17 protein-coding genes and 1 tRNA gene are annotated in these 17508 nt (G+C 60.4%); 11 read left to right on the forward strand and 7 right to left on the reverse strand.

The features are described 5' to 3' along the window. Nucleotides 1–204 precede the first annotated feature (204 nt). The 5 genes from rplT to DLM_RS12125 form a co-directional block, all read right to left on the reverse strand. Nucleotides 205–561, reverse strand: coding sequence for a 50S ribosomal protein L20 (gene rplT, locus DLM_RS12105; protein WP_059285958.1), 357 nt, complete (start codon nucleotides 559–561; stop codon nucleotides 205–207). Between the two features lie 12 nt (nucleotides 562–573). Further along, nucleotides 574–771, reverse strand: coding sequence for a 50S ribosomal protein L35 (gene rpmI / locus DLM_RS12110; RefSeq protein WP_089086131.1), 198 nt, complete (start codon nucleotides 769–771; stop codon nucleotides 574–576). 155 nt (nucleotides 772–926) lie between these two features. Beyond that, nucleotides 927–1451: a translation initiation factor IF-3 gene (gene infC, locus DLM_RS12115; protein ID WP_082086295.1), complete on the reverse strand. Its 525-nt coding sequence runs from the start codon at nucleotides 1449–1451 to the stop codon at nucleotides 927–929. 38 nt (nucleotides 1452–1489) lie between these two features. Beyond that, nucleotides 1490–3391 (reverse strand): threonine--tRNA ligase, encoded by a 1902-nt coding sequence (thrS, locus tag DLM_RS12120; RefSeq protein WP_089086130.1) that lies wholly within the window; start codon nucleotides 3389–3391, stop codon nucleotides 1490–1492. A gap of 165 nt (nucleotides 3392–3556) precedes the next feature. Continuing rightward, a tRNA-Val gene (locus tag DLM_RS12125) sits at nucleotides 3557–3633 on the reverse strand. Nucleotides 3634–3844: 211 nt separating this feature from the next. Between DLM_RS12125 and tgt the strand changes: the two genes are divergently transcribed. The 9 genes from tgt (at nucleotide 3845) to miaA (ending at nucleotide 14109) form a co-directional block, all read left to right on the forward strand. After that, on the forward strand, nucleotides 3845–4960 hold the full coding sequence (tgt, locus tag DLM_RS12135) for a tRNA guanosine(34) transglycosylase Tgt (protein WP_045845175.1): 1116 nt from the start codon (nucleotides 3845–3847) through the stop codon (nucleotides 4958–4960). A gap of 120 nt (nucleotides 4961–5080) precedes the next feature. Next, the gene (gene yajC, locus DLM_RS12140; RefSeq protein WP_089086128.1) at nucleotides 5081–5404 is read left to right on the forward strand and encodes a preprotein translocase subunit YajC; all 324 of its coding nucleotides are present in this window, start codon (nucleotides 5081–5083) and stop codon (nucleotides 5402–5404) included. A gap of 72 nt (nucleotides 5405–5476) precedes the next feature. Next, nucleotides 5477–7318 (forward strand): protein translocase subunit SecD, encoded by a 1842-nt coding sequence (gene secD, locus DLM_RS12145; RefSeq protein WP_089086127.1) that lies wholly within the window; start codon nucleotides 5477–5479, stop codon nucleotides 7316–7318. A gap of 14 nt (nucleotides 7319–7332) precedes the next feature. Further along, entirely contained in the window at nucleotides 7333–8268 is a 936-nt protein-coding gene (gene secF, locus DLM_RS12150) for a protein translocase subunit SecF (protein ID WP_089086126.1), read from the forward strand. Nucleotides 8269–8349: 81 nt separating this feature from the next. Further along, nucleotides 8350–8994 (forward strand): DedA family protein, encoded by a 645-nt coding sequence (locus DLM_RS12155; RefSeq protein WP_089086125.1) that lies wholly within the window; start codon nucleotides 8350–8352, stop codon nucleotides 8992–8994. 78 nt (nucleotides 8995–9072) lie between these two features. Then, nucleotides 9073–10971, forward strand: a complete 1899-nt coding sequence (gene mutL, locus DLM_RS12160) for a DNA mismatch repair endonuclease MutL (RefSeq protein WP_089086124.1) — start codon at nucleotides 9073–9075, stop codon at nucleotides 10969–10971. 29 nt (nucleotides 10972–11000) lie between these two features. After that, the gene (locus DLM_RS12165; protein WP_089086123.1) at nucleotides 11001–11555 is read left to right on the forward strand and encodes a thymidine kinase; all 555 of its coding nucleotides are present in this window, start codon (nucleotides 11001–11003) and stop codon (nucleotides 11553–11555) included. Between the two features lie 78 nt (nucleotides 11556–11633). Then, on the forward strand, nucleotides 11634–13061 hold the full coding sequence (sbcB, locus tag DLM_RS12170) for an exodeoxyribonuclease I (RefSeq protein ID WP_089086122.1): 1428 nt from the start codon (nucleotides 11634–11636) through the stop codon (nucleotides 13059–13061). Nucleotides 13062–13131: 70 nt separating this feature from the next. Next, on the forward strand, nucleotides 13132–14109 hold the full coding sequence (gene miaA, locus DLM_RS12175) for a tRNA (adenosine(37)-N6)-dimethylallyltransferase MiaA (protein WP_089086121.1): 978 nt from the start codon (nucleotides 13132–13134) through the stop codon (nucleotides 14107–14109). Nucleotides 14110–14243: 134 nt separating this feature from the next. On the opposite strand, the gene DLM_RS12180 is transcribed toward miaA, so the two are convergent. After that, nucleotides 14244–14591 (reverse strand): RidA family protein, encoded by a 348-nt coding sequence (locus tag DLM_RS12180; RefSeq protein WP_062788479.1) that lies wholly within the window; start codon nucleotides 14589–14591, stop codon nucleotides 14244–14246. Nucleotides 14592–14867: 276 nt separating this feature from the next. Further along, a complete protein-coding gene (locus tag DLM_RS23070; RefSeq protein WP_145985843.1) occupies nucleotides 14868–15179 on the reverse strand; it encodes a hypothetical protein in 312 nt (103 codons plus the stop codon). 69 nt (nucleotides 15180–15248) lie between these two features. Between DLM_RS23070 and DLM_RS23365 the strand changes: the two genes are divergently transcribed. Beyond that, nucleotides 15249–15395, forward strand: a complete 147-nt coding sequence (locus DLM_RS23365; protein WP_167467100.1) for a hypothetical protein — start codon at nucleotides 15249–15251, stop codon at nucleotides 15393–15395. Nucleotides 15396–15779: 384 nt separating this feature from the next. After that, on the forward strand, nucleotides 15780–17420 hold the full coding sequence (locus DLM_RS12190; protein ID WP_089086118.1) for an Nramp family divalent metal transporter: 1641 nt from the start codon (nucleotides 15780–15782) through the stop codon (nucleotides 17418–17420). The last annotated feature ends 88 nt before the right edge of the window (nucleotides 17421–17508 follow it).

Consider the following 17508-nt stretch of genomic DNA (forward strand, 5'->3'; position numbering starts at 1 on the left):
TCACACCGTATGCGTCTTTCCGGCCTGTCGGCCAGCGATGTGGCAACCGTTGCATGACATCAGCGGCACCCTGCACCAACCAGCAGACCGGAACAAAAAGGCTGACCACACTCATGGCAGTCTGGTCAACGCTCTTGCAACATCTTTACTACAGGCAAATGAAAAAAAAGGGAGGCATTAGCCTCCCCTTTTACAGTCTTGCTATCAAGCGAGGCTAGCTTTCGCCTTTTCAACGATCTGAGCAAAAGCCGGCTTGTCGAACACGGCCAGATCGGCCAGGACCTTACGGTCGATTTCGATGGCAGCTTTTTTCAGGCCGTTCATGAATTTGCTGTACGGCAGACCGTTTTCACGCGCAGCGGCGTTGATACGGGCAATCCACAGCTGACGGAACTGACGCTTTTTCTGACGACGGTCGCGGTAGGCATATTGACCGGCTTTCATCACCGCCTGTTTGGCGATGCGATAGACGTTCTTGCGACGGCCGCGATAGCCTTTCGCCAGGGCAAGGATTTTCTTGTGACGAGCACGTGCGGTTACACCGCGTTTAACGCGTGGCATTATTCAGTCTCCTTATGCGTAGGGCATCATGGCGCGAACAGAAGCCATGTTGGTGGCGTGTACCAGAGTGGTACCGCGCAACTGGCGCTTGTTCTTGGTGGTTTTCTTGGTCAGGATGTGACGCTTGAACGCATAAGAGCGCTTTACACCGCCATTGCCCAGCACGTTGAGACGCTTTTTCGCGCTCGACTTGGTCTTCATTTTCGGCATGGAAAACTCCTGCAGAATTTCTGAGTTAGATTAGACACAGGGTGACCCGAAGGTGCTTGATACCACTGCGTCACGCTTTTGCGCAGGGCGTTGCCGCCCTACAAATCAACACGGCAGGGTATACCCTGCCGTATCGAGGAGAAGATTATACCCGATTATTTCTTTTTCGGGGCAATCATCATCACCATTTGACGACCTTCCAGCTTGGGAAACTGCTCAACTGTCGCAATTTCCGCCAAATCGGCTTCAACGCGCTTGAGCAGCGCCAGGCCGATATCCTGGTGAGCCATTTCACGACCACGGAAACGCAGGGTGATCTTGGCCTTGTCGCCATCATTAAGGAAACGGATCAGGTTGCGCAGCTTGACGTTGTAATCGCCATCATCAGTGCCCGGACGGAACTTGATTTCCTTGATCTGGACCTGCTTTTGCTTGAGCTTGGCCTCGTGACGCTTCTTCGACTGTTCGTACTTGAACTTGCCGTAGTCCATCAGCTTGCAGACCGGAGGCTGAGCAGTCGGGGAAATTTCCACCAGATCCACGTCATTTTCCTCGGCCAGTGCCATTGCTTCACGCAGACTGACAACACCAATCTGCTCACCTTCCATGCCTACCAGACGAATCTCGCGAGCGGTAATCTCGCCGTTGATCCGTGCTTCGCGTTCCTGAGCTATAGCCAAATCTCCTATTAATCTATCAAATGCCTGCCGCTGCCGGATCAGGCCTCGGGCATCTCAGCCTTGAGGCGGGCAATGAATGCATCCAGCGTGAGCTGACCCAGGTCTTCGCCCCGGGCGCGCACGGCAACCAGTTCGCCTGCTTTTTCCTTGTCGCCCACAATGATCTGGTACGGCAGCTTTTGCAGACTGTGCTCGCGGATTTTATAGCCGATCTTCTCGTTTCTCAAGTCAAGATCGACGCGGAAGCCTTGTTTCTTCAATGCTTCAGCGATTTGTGCAGCATAATCCGCCTGCGCTTCGGTAATATTCATCACCACCATCTGCACCGGGGACAGCCACAGCGGGAAGGCGCCTGCGTGGTTTTCGATCAGAATACCCAGGAAGCGCTCCAGCGAACCCAGTGCAGCGCGGTGCAGCATGACCGGACGCTTGCGGCTATTGTCATCAGCCACATATTCAGCGCCCAGACTTTCCGGCAGCATGAAATCCAGCTGCAGGGTACCACATTGCCAGGAGCGACCCAGCGCATCCTTCACGTGGTATTCGATCTTCGGCCCGTAGAAGGCACCCTCACCCGGCAGTTCTTCCCAGGCCACACCGCAAGCCTGCAGTGCTTCGCGCATGCCTTGCTCGGCCTTGTCCCAGGTTTCTTCCGCACCCAGGCGTTTTTCCGGACGCAGCGCCAGCTTGATGGACACCCTGTCAAAACCGAAGCGCTCATACACTTCCATCACCAGTCGATGGAAAGCCTTGGCTTCCTGGTTGATCTGGTCTTCGGTACAGAAGATGTGACCATCATCCTGCACGAAACCACGCACGCGCATGATGCCATGCAGCGCACCGCCCGGCTCGTTACGGTGACAGGAACCAAACTCGGCATAGCGCAGCGGCAGGTCACGATAGGAGCGCAGGCCGCTGTTGAAAATCTGGATATGGCCCGGGCAGTTCATCGGCTTGACAGCGTAGTCGCGCTTTTCCGACTCGGTGATGAACATGTTTTCCTTGTAGTTCTGCCAGTGACCCGACTTCTTCCACAATTCCACATCCATCATCATCGGCGTGCGGACTTCCTGATAACCCTCTTTCACCAGCTTGCCGCGCATGTATTGCTCGACGTTCTGCCACAGCTGCCAGCCCTTGGGATGCCAGAACACCATGCCTGGCGCTTCATCCTGCAGGTGGAACAGGTCCATCTGCACGCCCAGCTTGCGGTGGTCGCGCTTTTCCGCCTCTTCCAGCATGTACAGGTAGGCTTCCAGGTCTTCCTTCTTGGCCCAGGCCGTACCGTAGATACGCTGCAGCATTTCGTTCTTGCTGTCGCCGCGCCAGTAGGCACCGGCCACCTTCATCAGCTTGAACACTTTCAGCTTGCCGGTGGACGGCACGTGCGGGCCACGGCACAGGTCGGTGAACTCGCCTTCGCGGTACAGGCTCAGCACTTCGCCTTGCGGGATGGATTCGATGATCTCGGCCTTGTAGGCTTCGCCAATGCTCTTGAAGTAGGCAATGGCTTCATCACGCGGCAGCTCGTAACGCTCGACCGGAATATCCTTCTTGGCCAGTTCGCTCATCTTCTTTTCGATGGCGGTGAGGTCTTCCGGGGTAAACGGGCGCTTGTAGGCGAAGTCGTAGTAAAAACCGTTTTCGATTTCCGGCCCGATGGTCACTTGGGCTTCAGGGAACAACTCTTTTACCGCATAGGCCAGCAAGTGAGCGGTGGAGTGGCGGATGATGCCAAGACCATCAGAATCCTTGTCGGTCACGATAGCCAGATCGGCATCACGATCGATACTGTACGAGGTATCCACCAGCACGCCATCGACGCGACCTGCCAGCGCAGCACGCGCCAGACCAGTACCGATGGACGCAGCCACTTCATGAACCGTTACCGGCTTGTCGAAGGATCGAACCGAGCCGTCAGGCAGGCGAATGTCAGGCATGTCAACTCCAAACAGGGCGTAATATCGTTGCGAAGGGTAAAAAAAAAGAGCGGCCTGAGCCGCTCTTTTTTTGCATGGTACAACCCGCAAGGCTCAGCTAGCGTGAGAATGTCGGGTTGTGGTAGTTCGCCAGTTTTTCACCTGGGATAACTCCATGCTGTGTATTGGTAGGCACGATTGGACTCGAACCAACGACCCCCACCATGTCAAGGTGGTGCTCTAACCAGCTGAGCTACGTGCCTGTCGTCGAGTTGGCAATACTAAAGGCCTGGCCGAGAAAATGCAAGCCCCAGGCAGGCGCAAGCCAGAAAAAACCCGTGTCTGCCAATGTACCAGGCCGGCCCGCGCCAACCGCGCCACCAACTGCCGCCCGGCCATATCCCATGGCAAGCGCCCGCCCAGTGCCGGCTTGCTGTATACTAGCGCGCTGATTTTGCATAACAAATACACCCCATGCTGAAGTTTACCGTACACAAAACATCCGGCGGCGCGCGGCGCGGCACACTGGAACTCAACCACGGCACAGTGGAAACCCCGGTTTTCCAGCCCGTGGGCACCTATGGCTCGGTCAAGGCCATGAGCCCGGTGGAGCTGAACGACATCGGCGCGCAGATCATTCTGGGCAACACCTTCCACCTGTGGCTGCGCCCGGGCCTGGAGGTGATCGAGCAGTTTGGCGGCCTGCACGAATTCATCGGCTGGGACAAACCCATTCTGACCGACTCGGGCGGCTTCCAGGTTTTCAGCCTGGCCGACATGCGCAAGCTGACCGAGGAAGGCTGCACCTTCCAAAGCCCGATCAACGGCAACAAGCTGTTTTTGAGCCCGGAAATCTCGATGAAGATCCAGACCGTGCTCAATTCGGACATCGTGATGCAACTGGATGAATGCACGCCAGGCCAGGTGGATCATGCCACCGCGCAGAAATCGCTGCAGATGAGCTTGCGCTGGGCCGAGCGTTCGCGCCGTGCCTTTGACGACCTGAAAAATCCCAATGCCCTGTTCGGCATCGTGCAGGGCAATCTGTATACCGACTTGCGCCAGGAGTCGCTGGAAGGCCTGCTGCAGGTGGGCTTTGACGGTTACGCCATCGGCGGTCTGTCGGTGGGCGAACCGAAGCCGGAAATGTACCGCATGCTGAATGAGCTGAACGGCATGCTGCCGGCCGACAAGCCGCATTACCTGATGGGCGTGGGCACACCGGAAGACCTGGTACACGGTGTGGCCAACGGCATCGACATGTTCGACTGCGTAATGCCCACCCGCAATGCCCGTAATGGCTGGATCTTCACCCAGTACGGCGACGTGAAGATCAAGAACGCACGTTACAAGGATGACAAGAAGCCGCTGGACGAAGAATGCGGCTGCTACGCCTGCCGCAACTTCAGCCGCGCCTATCTGCACCACCTGCACCGCGTGGGTGAAATCCTGGGCGCACGGCTGAACACCATTCACAATCTTTATTACTACCAGGAGCTGATGCGCGAAATGCGCAAGGCGATCGAGGAAGACCGTTTTGAGGATTTCCGCCTGGAGTTTGCCGCCAAACGCGCACGCGGCGTGGCCTGACCAGGGGAACCGCCCCGGTCACACGCAGGTCAGACATGCCCAACGGTTGGAAAAACCCACGTAGCGTGGCTACAATGGCCGGTTTGTATCAACAACACTTACATAACAGGGGAGCAAACAATGCCCTTCATCGATAAAGCTTTCGCCGCAGGTGCCGCACCGGGCGGTTTCGACATCATGTCTTTCCTGCCCATGATCGTCATCTTCGTGCTGTTCTGGTTCCTGATGGTTCGTCCGCAGCAGAAGAAAATGAAAGAGCACCAAAAGATGTTGTCGGAAATCCAGAAGGGTGACGAAGTCATTACCCAAGGCGGTGTACTGGGCCGCGTAGTCAAGGCCGGTGAGCAGTTCCTGACCCTGGAAATCGCCAATGGCGTGGAAATCAATGTGCAACGCCCGGCCGTTACCGGCAAGGTGGAAAAAGGCACGCTGAAGTCCCTGTAATTCCCCAGGACGGCCGTCAGCCCGGTCATACCGGGGGACGGCCAGTTTCGTTTCCTACCTCCGATATCACTCATGAACCGCTATCCTCTCTGGAAATACCTCGTCATTGCGGTAGCCCTGATCATTGCCACGATCTACACGCTACCCAACTTCTACGGCGAGACTCCCGCGGTACAGGTCTCCAGCACCCGCCAGTCCATTCCGGTGGACACCGCCCTGATGGGCCGCGTGGAAGAGGCACTGAAAACCCAGAACATCAGCCCGGACGGTCTTTACCTGGACGGCAGCAGCCTGAAGATCCGCTTCAAGGATGCCGACACCCAGATCAAGGCGCGGGATGCCATCCAGCGCGCGCTGGGTGACAATTACATCATCGCCCTGAACCTGCTGCCGGCCTCGCCGCAGTGGCTGGCCGACCTGAAGGCCTACCCCATGTTCCTGGGTCTGGACTTGCGCGGTGGCGTGCATTTCCTGCTGCAGGTTGACATGCAGGCCGCCATCGACAAAACCATGGAACGCTACGCTGGCGACATCCGCCGCGAGCTGAAGAACAAGCAAGTGCGCTACGGCAGCATCAAGCGCAATGGCAATGTGCTGGAAGTGCAGCTGCGTGATGCCGACACCCTGAAGGCCGCGCAAAATGTGGTCAGCCGCACCCTGCCCACCCTGGTGGTGAGCAGCGATGACAGTGCTTACAAGCTGACCGCCACCCTGAAGCCGGAAGAAGTCACCAAGATCCAGGGCGATGCGGTCAAGCAGAACATCTCCACCCTGCACAACCGGGTGAACGAGCTGGGTACGTCTGAACCCATCATCCAGCAGGCCGGCCCCAACCGCATCGTGGTGGAACTGCCCGGCATCCAGGACACCGCCCGCGCCAAGGACATCATCGGCCGTACTGCCACGCTGGAAGTGCGCATGGTGGAAGACGACCAGGGCAAGGTCAGCGACGCACTGGCCGGCAATATTCCGGCCGGTTACGACCTGCTGGACGAAGCCACTGCGCGTGGCGACAGCAAGATTCTGGTGAAGAAGGACGTGGAGCTGACCGGCGACAACATCAACGATGCGCAAGCGGGCTTTGATGAAAACGGCGCACCGGCAGTACACATCAATCTGGACTCCACCGGCGCTTCCATCTTCCGTCAGGTAACGGCGGAAAACATCGGCAAGCGCATGGCGATGATCCTGGTGGAAAAAGGCCGTGCCGAAGTGGTGACTGCGCCGGTGATCCGTTCGGAAATCGGCGGTGGCCGCGTACAGATCTCCGGCAGCATGAACCCGGCGGAAGCCAATGACACCGCCCTGTTGCTGCGTGCCGGTTCGCTGGCCGCGCCAATGAACATCATCGAAGAGCGTACCGTCGGCCCGAGCCTGGGTAAGGAAAACATCGAGAAGGGCTTCCACTCCACCCTGTGGGGCTTTGCCGCCATCGCGGTGTTCATGGTGATTTACTACGGCGTGTTTGGCGTGTTCTCCGCCCTCTCGCTGGCGGTCAACGTGTTCCTGCTGCTGGCTATCCTGTCCATCCTGCAGGCCACGCTCACCCTGCCCGGCATTGCCGCCATTGCGCTGGCGCTGGGTATGGCGATTGATGCCAACGTGCTGATCAACGAGCGTATCCGTGAAGAACTGCGCAATGGCGTGCCGCCGCATTCGGCCATCCAGGCCGGTTACAGCCATGCCTGGGCGACGATTCTGGACTCCAACGTCACCACCCTGATTGCCGGTCTGGCCTTGCTGATTTTCGGCACCGGCCCGGTACGCGGCTTTGCCGTGGTGCACTGCATCGGCATCCTGACTTCCATGTTCTCCGCCGTACTGGTATCGCGCGGCCTGGTGAACCTGTGGTACGGCCGCCGTCGCAAACTGACCTCGCTGGCCATTGGCCAGGTGTGGAAACCTGAGAAATAAGGACGGGACAGACAATGGAGCTTTTCCGCATCAAACGGGACATCCCGTTCATGAGCTACGGCAGGTTGACCACGGCAATTTCGCTGGTCACCTTCATTCTTGCCGTGTTCTTTCTGGCTACCCGCGGGCTCAACTACAGTGTTGAATTCACCGGCGGTACCGTGCTGGAAGTACAGTACCAGCAGTCGGCCGACCTGAACCTGATCCGCGATACCGTGGACAGCCTCAAGCTGGGCGAAGCCACCGTGCAAAGCCTGGGCAGCAGCAGCGACGTGATGATCCGCCTGCCGAACAAGCCGGGCACCACCTCGGCCCAACTGTCGGAAAAGGTAATGGGCCTGCTCAAGGCCAAGGACAGCACCGTGCAGCTGCGCAAGGTGGACTTTGTCGGCCCCAGCGTGGGTGAGGAGCTGGTTTCCCACGGCCTGACCGCTGCCATCCTGGTGTGTCTGGGCATCATGGCCTACCTGGCGCTGCGCTTTGAATGGCGCTTTGCCGTGTCGGCCATCATCGCCAACATGCACGACGTGGTGATCATCCTTGGCTGCTTTGCCTTCTTCCGCTGGGAGTTCTCGCTGACCGTACTGGCCGGCGTACTGGCGGTACTGGGCTATTCGGTGAACGAATCGGTGGTGGTGTTCGACCGTATCCGTGAAAACTTCCGCAAGCCCGGCCTGCGCGGCAAGACCACGGCCAGCATCATCGACAATGCCATTACCGCCACCATGAGCCGTACCATCATCACCCACTTCTCTACCGAGATGATGGTGGTGTCCATGCTGGTATTCGGCGGCCCGGCACTGCACGGCTTTGCCATGGCACTGACCATCGGCATCGTGTTCGGCATTTACTCTTCGGTACTGGTGGCCAGCCCGATCGCGCTGTGGCTGGGTGTCAGCCGCGAGCACATGATCAAGCCGACCAAACCGAAAGAAGAAGCGGTGGTCTGAGCCTGACCCTGCATCCGCGGTAATGACTGGCCGGCTTGTCCGGCCAGTTTTCCATCCCCCACAGACCAAAACCGGTGTCCCATGGAAGCCATCACTTTTCTGCTCGACTTCATCCTGCACATCGACGTCCATCTGGCCCAACTGGTGGCGCAGTACGGCGTATGGATCTACGCCATCCTGTTCCTGATCATCTTTTGCGAAACCGGCCTGGTGGTAACGCCCTTCCTGCCGGGCGACTCACTGCTGTTTGTCGCCGGTGCGCTGGCCGCCATGGGCAAGATGGACGTTCACATGCTGGTGCTGCTGCTGACCGTGGCCGGCATCCTGGGCAATACCGTCAACTACACCATCGGCAAACTGCTGGGCGCACGGCTGCTGCAACGCTTTCCGCGGCTGATCAAGCCGGAATACCTGGCCAAAACCCACGCCTTTTACGACCGTCATGGCGGCAAGACCATCATCTTCACCCGTTTTGTGCCCATCATCCGCACCTTTGCGCCGTTTGTGGCCGGCATCGGCAGCATGGGCTATCGCCAGTTCACCGTGTACAACGTGGCCGGTGCGGTGCTGTGGGTGGCCGGTTTCAGCTACGCAGGTTACTTCTTTGGCAACCTGCCCTTCGTGCGCAAGAACCTGGAACTGCTGATCTTCGGCATCATCTTTGTTTCCTTCCTGCCCGCCATCATCGAGTTCTGGCGACACAAGCGCGCCGCACAGCGCCAGTAAGCCTTATCCGCTCCCGCCCGCTGCGGCGGGAGCATTGCCCTACCCTTCCTGCCAGTCCGGCATTATCATCGACGGCCTATGAAACGCATTCACAAGCTCCCAGACCACCTCGTCAACCAGATAGCCGCTGGCGAAGTGGTGGAACGCCCCGCCTCTGCCCTGAAGGAAATGCTGGAAAACAGCCTGGATGCCGGTGCCAGCAAGATCACCGTCGACCTGGCCCAGGGCGGCATCAAGCTGATCCGCGTCACCGACAACGGCGGCGGCATTGCAGCCGATGATTTGCCGCTGGCGCTGGACCGCCATGCCACCAGCAAGATTGCCTCGCTGGACGACCTGGAACAGGTGGGCACCCTGGGTTTTCGCGGTGAAGGGCTGGCCAGCGTGGCTTCCGTCTCACGCCTCACCCTCACCAGCCGTCCCGCCGACAGTGCGCACGCCCACCAGATCATCGCCATTGACGGCGCACTGCATCCGGTAGAGCCCGCCGCGCACGCGCCCGGCACCAGCGTGGAAGTGGTGGACCTGTACTTCAACACCCCGGCGCGGCGCAAATTCCTCAAGAGTGAAAACACCGAATACGCCCACTGCGAGGCCACCTTCGAGCGCATTGCACTGGCCCATCCGCAGGTGGAGTTCATGCTGCGCCACAATGGCAAGGTGATCTGGCGCTTGCCGGCGCAAGACATGCAAGCCCGGGTAGGGGCGCTACTGGGCAAGGACTTCATTGCCGAAGCCATCACGGTGGAAACCGCTGCCGGCAGCATGACGCTGAGCGGCTTTGTCGGCTCGCCCACCTATTCCAAGGCCAGTCGCGACGCACAGTATTTTTATGTGAATGGCCGCTTTGTGCGCGACAAGACCGCTCAGCACGCGCTGCGTCAGGCCTACCGCGATGTGCTGCATCACGAGCGCCACCCGGTGTATGCGCTGTTCCTGTCGATGGACCCGGCCGGCGTGGACGTGAATGTCCACCCCACCAAAATCGAAGTACGCTTTCGCGAAAGCCAGGCCATCCACCAGTTCCTGTTTCACAGCATCAACAAGGCACTGGCCGCCACTAGCGCCGGCAGCAGCAGCCCGGTGCCGGCGCAGGGTGACATCAACACCAGCGCCAATGTCAGCGAGCCGCAAGCGGCACTGTTTCCGCCGCGCAGCCCTGCCCCGGCATCCGGCGGCGGCAACCACACCCCGGCGCGGCCTTTCAGCTACCAGCAGCAGAGCATGCCGCTGCATGTGGCGCGCGAGGCCATTGGCACTTACGACAAGATGTTTGGCGGCCTGCGTGAAGAAGAAAGCCGCCTGGCCCAGGAAGCAGCAGTACCAGCCAGCCCCCTGCCCGCCATGCTGTCGCCAAGCCAGTTGCAAGCCCTGCCACAAGCCAGCGAGGGCATTCCACCGCTGGGCTTTGCACTGGCCCAACTGCATGGGGTCTACATCCTCAGCCAGTGCGAAGACGGGCTGATCGTAGTGGACATGCATGCCGCCCACGAACGCATTGTCTACGAACGGCTGAAAACCGCACTGGAGGCCGACACCATTCCGATGCAGCCCTTGCTGCTGCCGGTGTCGTTCGCCGCTGACCGCATGGAAGTGGCCACCGTGCATGAACATGGCGAACAGATGAAGCAACTGGGGGTGGAACTGGCACCGCTGTCCCCCACCCAGATTGCCGTGCGCGGTGTACCGGTATGGCTGCAGGATGGCAATCCGGTGGATCTGGCCCGCGCCGTGCTGAAGGATGTGCGCGAATTCGGCCTCAGCCAGGTGCTGACCGAGCGCCGTAACGAGCTGCTGGCCACCATGGCCTGCCACGGCGCGGTGCGCGCCAACCGCCAGCTGACGCTGACCGAGATGAACGCCCTGCTGCGTGACATGGAAAACACCGAACGCTCCAATCAGTGCAATCATGGCCGCCCCACCTGGTCGCGCCTGAGCATGAAAGACCTGGACAATCTGTTCATGCGCGGGCGCTGAACCACACCGGACCACAAGACAGAACACGTATGGCCAAACTGTTTTTCCGCTATGCCGCCATGAACAGCGGCAAGAGCACCCAGTTGCTGCAGATCGCCAACAACTACGAAACCATGGGCAAGCAGGTTGCCCTGTATACCGCCGCCATCGACGACCGCTTTGGCGTGGGCATGATTTCCTCCCGGCTGGGCATCCAACGTCAGGCCCACACCTTTGCCGGTGATACCGACTTTTTGTCACTGGACTGGGCCGGCATCAGTTGCATCCTGCTGGACGAAGCCCAGTTCCTGACACCGGATCAGGTCTGCCAGCTGCACCGGCTGGCCCATACCCGCAATATCCCGGTGATCTGCTTTGGCTTGCGGGTGGATTTTCAGGGCCACCCCTTTGCCGGGGCCACCTGGCTGCTGACCCGCGCCGAAGAGATTGAAGAAATCAAGACCATCTGTGCCTGCGGCAAGAAAGCCACCATGCATATCCGCATCAATGCCGATGGCAGCCGTGTGGTACAAGGCCCGCAAGTGGAGATAGGCGGCGAGGCGCGCTACCGTGCCGTGTGCGGCCGCTGCTTCCATCAGGGCTGACCCGCCGGCCCTTGCGCCGCCCGGCAGCCTTGCCCCAGACTGCCAGACTCCGCCTCGTTCAACCATGACGATACCGCCATGCATACATTCTTTTGGCACGACTATGAAACCTTCGGCGCCGTGCCGCGCCAGGACCGCCCCTCGCAATTTGCCGGGGTGCGTACCGATGCCGAGCTGAACGAAATCGGCGAGCCGCTGATGCTGTACTGCCAGCCCGCGCCAGACTACCTGCCCGCGCCGGAAGCCTGCCTGCTCACCGGCATCACCCCGCAGCACTGCCTGCAGCAAGGCGTGGCCGAGCATGAGTTCGCCGCGGTGATCGAACGCGAACTGGCCGCCCCCGGCACCATCGGCGTGGGCTACAACACGCTGCGCTTTGACGATGAAGTCAGCCGCTTTCTGTTCTGGCGCAATCTGATCGACCCCTATGCCCGCGAATGGCAGAACCAATGCGGCCGCTGGGACATTCTGGACCTGGTGCGCGCCACCTATGCGCTGCGCCCGGAAGGCATTGAATGGCCGCAACACGAAGACGGCCGCCCCAGTTTCAAGCTGGAACACCTGTCCGCTGCCAACGGCCTGCTGCACGAAGCCGCCCATGACGCGCTGTCCGATGTGCGCGCCACCATTGCGCTGGCGCGGCTGATCAGGCAAAAGCAGCCCAAGCTGTTCGACTATTACCTCAGCCTGCGCAAGAAAGACGCGGTGAAGGCACAGCTGAACCTGCACAAACCGCAGCCGCTGCTGCACATCTCCGGCATGTACGGTGCCGAGCGCGGCAATCTGGCCATTGTCTGGCCGCTGGCCCCGCACCCCACCAACAGCAATGAAGTGATTGTATGGGACCTGGCCTTCGACCCGGCCATGCTGCGCGGCCTGAGTGCCGACGACATCCGCCAGCGCATCTACACCCGCACCGAAGAGCTGCCGGAAGGCATGACGCGGCTACCGCTCAAGACCATCCACATCAACAAATCGCCCTTTGTCGTAGCCAACCTCAAGGTACTGGGCGCCGACCGGGCAGCGCACTGGGGCGTGGACATGGTGCAGATACAACAGCATGCCGCCAGCGCCGCCGCCCTGCCCGACCTGACACATACATGGCGGCAGGTGTATCGCCGCGAAGCGGGCGAGCCGCGCGATGTGGACGAGAACCTGTACGGCGGTTTTGTCAGCAATAACGACCGCAAGGTGCTGAACAAGCTGCGACTGAAATCCGCCGCCCAACTGACTGGCGAGATGGCCTTTTTCGAAGACGCCCAACTGGGTGAATTGCTGTTCCGCTACCGCGCACGCAACTTCCCCACCAGCCTGTCAGATGAAGAAAGCCAACGCTGGCGCGACTGGTGCCGGCACAAGCTGCAGGATGGCGTGGGCGGGCGCAACCTGGCGCAGTTCCAGCAAGAAATGGCAGCCGTGCGCGAGCGCGAGCTGACACCGGCCCAGCAGGACATCCTGCAACAGCTGGACAGCTACGCTGCCGGCCTGCTGGCGCCACAGCCGTAAAAGCGGTTCCGGGGCGGGTATAGCTGTGCGACAATCCCGCCCCAGACCCAGCCCGTACGAAGACCACACCATGTCACACACCCCCGATGCCATTCTGTTGATGGGCCCCACCGCTTCCGGCAAGACCGGCCTGGCGCTGGCGCTGGCCCGTCATTTCCCGGTGGAAATCATCAGCGTGGACTCGGCCCTGGTGTATCGCGGCATGGATATCGGCAGCGCCAAACCCACGGCTGAGGAAATGGCCGCCTGCCCGCACCATCTGATTGACATCATCAGCCCGCTGGAGACCTATTCCGCCGCCCAGTTTCATGCCGATGCCAACCGCTTGATCACTGAAATCCGCGCCCGTGGCAATATGCCGCTGCTGGTGGGCGGCACCATGCTGTACTACAAGGCGCTGCTGGAAGGCCTGTCCGACCTGCCGCAAGCCGACCCGGCCCTGCGCGCCGAACTGGATGCCGAAGCCGGCCGCATCGGCTGGCCCGCCATGCACGCCAGGCTGGCCGTGCTGGACCCGGACACCGCCGCCCGCCTCAACCCCAATGACGCGCAGCGCATTCACCGTGCGCTGGAAATCTGCCTGCTCAGCGGCCAGACCATGTCCAGCCTGATTGCCCGCGGCAAGGAAGCCGCCGCCGACTTTAACTGCCTGCCGCTGGCGCTGGTGCCGGAGGAGCGTAGCTGGCTGCACCAACGCATTGCCCAGCGCTTCGAGCTGATGCTGCAGCAGGACTTTCTGGGTGAGGTTCGCCGCCTGCGCCAGGACTACCCGACGCTTACTCCCGACCTACCCTCCATGCGCTGCGTGGGTTATCGCCAGGCCTGGGACTATCTGGACGGACAGTGCAGCGAGGCGGAATTCATCGAACGCGGCGTGGCCGCCACCCGCCAGTTGTGCAAACGCCAGCTCACCTGGATGCGCAGCCTGCCGGTGCTGCCGGTCAGCGCGCAGCGCGCCGACCTGACTGATTGCGTGCTGCAGGCCTGTAGCGATTTCATCGCCGGCAAGCCGGTGGCCGATAGCCTGCGTTATCAGGGCAGCTTTTAAGACCCGATAACACCCCACGCTCCAGCATTGCGCCGCCTTGGCACAGGTTCTCTACGAGGTTTTGTCAGCGGCTCTCAAGCACCCACAACAAAAAACCCGCCGTAGCGGGTTTTTTACATTCAGCCAGACAGCGCTCAGCTGGCAGCCACCAGCTTGATTTCCACTTTCCATGCCGGGTTGGCCAGCTTGGCTTCCACAGTGGCACGCGCCGGCACATTGCCAGCCGGTACCCAGGCGTCCCAGGCAGCATTCATTGCATCGTAGTCGGCCAGGCTGGCCAGGAAAATGGTGACATCCAGAATCTTGCTCTTGTCCGAGCCCAGTTCGGCCAGCAGGGTGTCGATCTGGGCCAGTACATTGGCAGTTTGCGCCTGGGCGTCGGCATCGGTGTTTTCCGGCACCTGACCGGCGAGGAAAATCATGCCGTTACATACGGCGGCTTCGGCCAGACGGGCGCCCTGCTTGTGACGATAGATGCTCATGCTGCTTCCTTTGCTGCAAGGTGGGAAAGCGCAGATTCTACCGCTAAAGCAGGCGGCACACAGTGCCTCCCCCCAGGCGGGCAGGGTGCCGGCTGCAAAAAAGCCGGCCTGAAAACGGCAAAAACCTACCGCTGCGACGGTGATGACACAGTCGCGGAACTTTTTTGCTGCGATGGCACAAAAAGCCGCCAATCGCGATTGACACCCGCAAACAGCGGGGACTAGAATCCGCGCATCTTTTTAATTCGGGTCTACTGCCTTGGACTGCCCCAGTCATCAACAAACTGTTTTGAGCTGATCCGCCAAGACCTGCGCCGTATTCCCCCGCCGCCGTCTTGCCAGATCAAGATGGTGCGCATCTGCTTCACCCCCCGTTGCTTCACCCCGTGCACCCCGCCCTGCCAGTTGCCCATGCAGCACTGTGCTGTCGTTAAGCCATGGCTTGTCGCCTTGCTTGCGCTTGCAGCCTGATGCCGCATTGCCTTGCTGACTTTGCAGCCTCTGCGCCAGATCCGGCCACAGACGGAAAGGAGCCGCCATGCCATCAGACCGTGATCGATGTCCCGCTTTGCCCATGAAATTTTTCACGGGCACTGCCTGATCCGTCTGTCAGCGACATGTTCAGGCAGCGTCCGCAACTGCTTCAGGAGCCTGATCATGCACTACGCCATGCTGCTGTCTACACAACACAAGCAAGCCCGGCCACTGCCGGCCCACCTGGCATTTGCCTGCCACGATGAAAGCGTGTGGAGCTGGCTGTACCGCCACCTGCGCATCGCCCTGCACCAACGCAAGCAGGCCTGAGACTGCCTGCCCGCCGACATCCGGCCAACAGTGATTGACCCGCATCGCCCGATGCCAAGACCAGGAAAAGGACAAACATGGACCCCTACCCCAGTAGCGCGGTCGCACAGAGCAGCATGACGGCGAGCAGTACGATGAGGATGCCCTATCGCCACTGACATCCCCTTCTCCTCCCGCCTCCCCACTGTGTGACCTCCTCGACCCGGCCCTTGTGCCACGCCGTATTGCCGTACCGACCTCGCCACGACAAGCCAGCAGGATGCCTGGATATCTCGCGTTTCATGCCTGCCATGAGGCCAGACATCCCACACCCCCTGAAAGGCAGATCCGAGCCGTCGGACCGCACCAGAATGCTTATGCAGTAACAGTTTCAGGGAGTAACACATGTCCAAACAAGATAACCGCACCGCCGTACTGGATAGCGCCCACATCGGCGACATCCGCGGCGCGCTGGGTACCATCCGTCACAACGACACCGCTGCCCGCCATGGCTGGATGGCCAAATTCAAGACCCTGCTGGCCATTCTCGGCCCCGGCCTCATCGTGATGGTGGGGGACAACGATGCCGGTGCCTTCAGCACCTATGCCCAGGCCGGACAAAACTACGGCACCTCGCTGCTGTGGACGCTGGCACTGCTGATTCCTGTCCTGTACGTAAACCAGGAAATGGTACTGCGCCTGGGGGCCGTCACCGGCGTGGGCCATGCCCGGCTGATCCTCGAACGCTTTGGCAAGTTCTGGGGTGCCTTCAGCGCCATCGACCTGTTCCTGCTTAATGCGCTGACCATCGTCACCGAATTCATCGGCATCAGCCTGGGGATGGATTTTCTGGGCGTACCCAAAATTATCGGCGTGGGCCTGGCTGCGGTATTCATCATGCTGTCGGCCAGTACCGGCGACTTCCGCCGCTTCGAGCGTTTTTCGCTGATTCTGGTGGCCGGCAGCCTGCTGCTGGTTCCCATCCTGGTGATGGTTCACCCGCCCATGACCCAGGTGGCGCATGATTTCCTGCTACCGCAAATGCCGGCAGGCGGCAAGCTGGCAGACGTGATGCTGCTGATCATCGGCATTGTCGGCACCACCGTGGCACCGTGGCAGTTGTTCTTCCAGCAAAGCTATCTGATCGACAAGCGCATCACCCCGCGTTTCATCTCCTACGAGCGTGCCGATCTGTGGCTGGGCATTGCACTGGTGGTGATTGGTGCGGTGGCCATGATTGCCTTCACCGCCCAGGTGTTCATCGGTCATCCGGAGTTCGGCAACTTCCAGGATGCCGGCGCGGTCGCCAATGGGCTGGCCAAATACTATGGCCGCCTGCCCGGCACGCTGTTCGCCGTCGCCCTGATTGACGCCAGCATCATCGGCGCCATGGCGGTTTCGCTGTCCACCGCTTATGCGCTGGGCGATGTACTGAGCCTGAAACACTCGCTGCACCGCAAGCCGGGCGACGCCAAGGGTTTCTATGCCATGTATTGCGGCCTGATCGTGCTGGCGGCGGCGCTGGTGCTGATTCCGGGCGTACCGCTGGGCCTGCTGACCAATGCCGTGCAAACCCTGGCCGGCGTGCTGCTGCCCAGCGCCACCGTCTTCCTGCTATTGCTGTGCAATGACAAGGATGTACTGGGCCCGTGGGTGAACGGCCGCTTCTTCAATGTGCTGTCGGCCATCATCGTGGCGGTACTGGTGCTGCTGTCCATCATCCTGACGGCGGCGGTGGTGTTCCCGGACATGTCGGGCGAAAGCATCAGTAATATCCTGATTGGCGGCAGCGTGATCGGCCTGATCATCGCCATCGTGGTGAACGTGCTGCATGCCCGCGAAGAAATGGAAAAGGGCCAGGTGCCGCATCACAAGGCACGCAAGATGGATTTGCATCACATGCATAGCTGGCGCATGCCGCCGCTGGACCAACTGCCCCCGCTGGTGCTGTCCCAGCGTAACAAGCTGTGGATGGCCGTGTTGCGCGGCTATCTGGTCGTGGCCATGGGCATGGTGATCTACAAGGTGGTGGCATCCATGCTGTAAGGCCAAGGCCGGGCCGGATGGTCCGGCCTGCCCGGTGCGCTGGCAGTTTCATCAGGATGTCATTGCCAGCCGCTACCAATACGCCTGC

Source organism: Aquitalea magnusonii (genome assembly GCF_002217795.2).
Lineage (GTDB): Bacteria > Pseudomonadota > Gammaproteobacteria > Burkholderiales > Chromobacteriaceae > Aquitalea > Aquitalea magnusonii_B.

Coding starts and splice junctions, on each gene's coding strand:
- sbcB (WP_089086122.1), top strand. CDS start 11,634: ATGCATACATTCTTTTGGCACGACTATGAAACCTTCGGCGCCGTGCCG.
- yajC (WP_089086128.1), top strand. CDS start 5,081: ATGCCCTTCATCGATAAAGCTTTCGCCGCAGGTGCCGCACCGGGCGGT.
- rplT (WP_059285958.1), bottom strand. CDS start 561: ATGCCACGCGTTAAACGCGGTGTAACCGCACGTGCTCGTCACAAGAAA.
- secD (WP_089086127.1), top strand. CDS start 5,477: ATGAACCGCTATCCTCTCTGGAAATACCTCGTCATTGCGGTAGCCCTG.
- mutL (WP_089086124.1), top strand. CDS start 9,073: ATGAAACGCATTCACAAGCTCCCAGACCACCTCGTCAACCAGATAGCC.
- DLM_RS23365 (WP_167467100.1), top strand. CDS start 15,249: ATGCACTACGCCATGCTGCTGTCTACACAACACAAGCAAGCCCGGCCA.
- thrS (WP_089086130.1), bottom strand. CDS start 3,391: ATGCCTGACATTCGCCTGCCTGACGGCTCGGTTCGATCCTTCGACAAG.
- DLM_RS12180 (WP_062788479.1), bottom strand. CDS start 14,591: ATGAGCATCTATCGTCACAAGCAGGGCGCCCGTCTGGCCGAAGCCGCC.
- miaA (WP_089086121.1), top strand. CDS start 13,132: ATGTCACACACCCCCGATGCCATTCTGTTGATGGGCCCCACCGCTTCC.
- secF (WP_089086126.1), top strand. CDS start 7,333: ATGGAGCTTTTCCGCATCAAACGGGACATCCCGTTCATGAGCTACGGC.
- tgt (WP_045845175.1), top strand. CDS start 3,845: ATGCTGAAGTTTACCGTACACAAAACATCCGGCGGCGCGCGGCGCGGC.
- DLM_RS12155 (WP_089086125.1), top strand. CDS start 8,350: ATGGAAGCCATCACTTTTCTGCTCGACTTCATCCTGCACATCGACGTC.
- DLM_RS12165 (WP_089086123.1), top strand. CDS start 11,001: ATGGCCAAACTGTTTTTCCGCTATGCCGCCATGAACAGCGGCAAGAGC.
- rpmI (WP_089086131.1), bottom strand. CDS start 771: ATGCCGAAAATGAAGACCAAGTCGAGCGCGAAAAAGCGTCTCAACGTG.
- DLM_RS12190 (WP_089086118.1), top strand. CDS start 15,780: ATGTCCAAACAAGATAACCGCACCGCCGTACTGGATAGCGCCCACATC.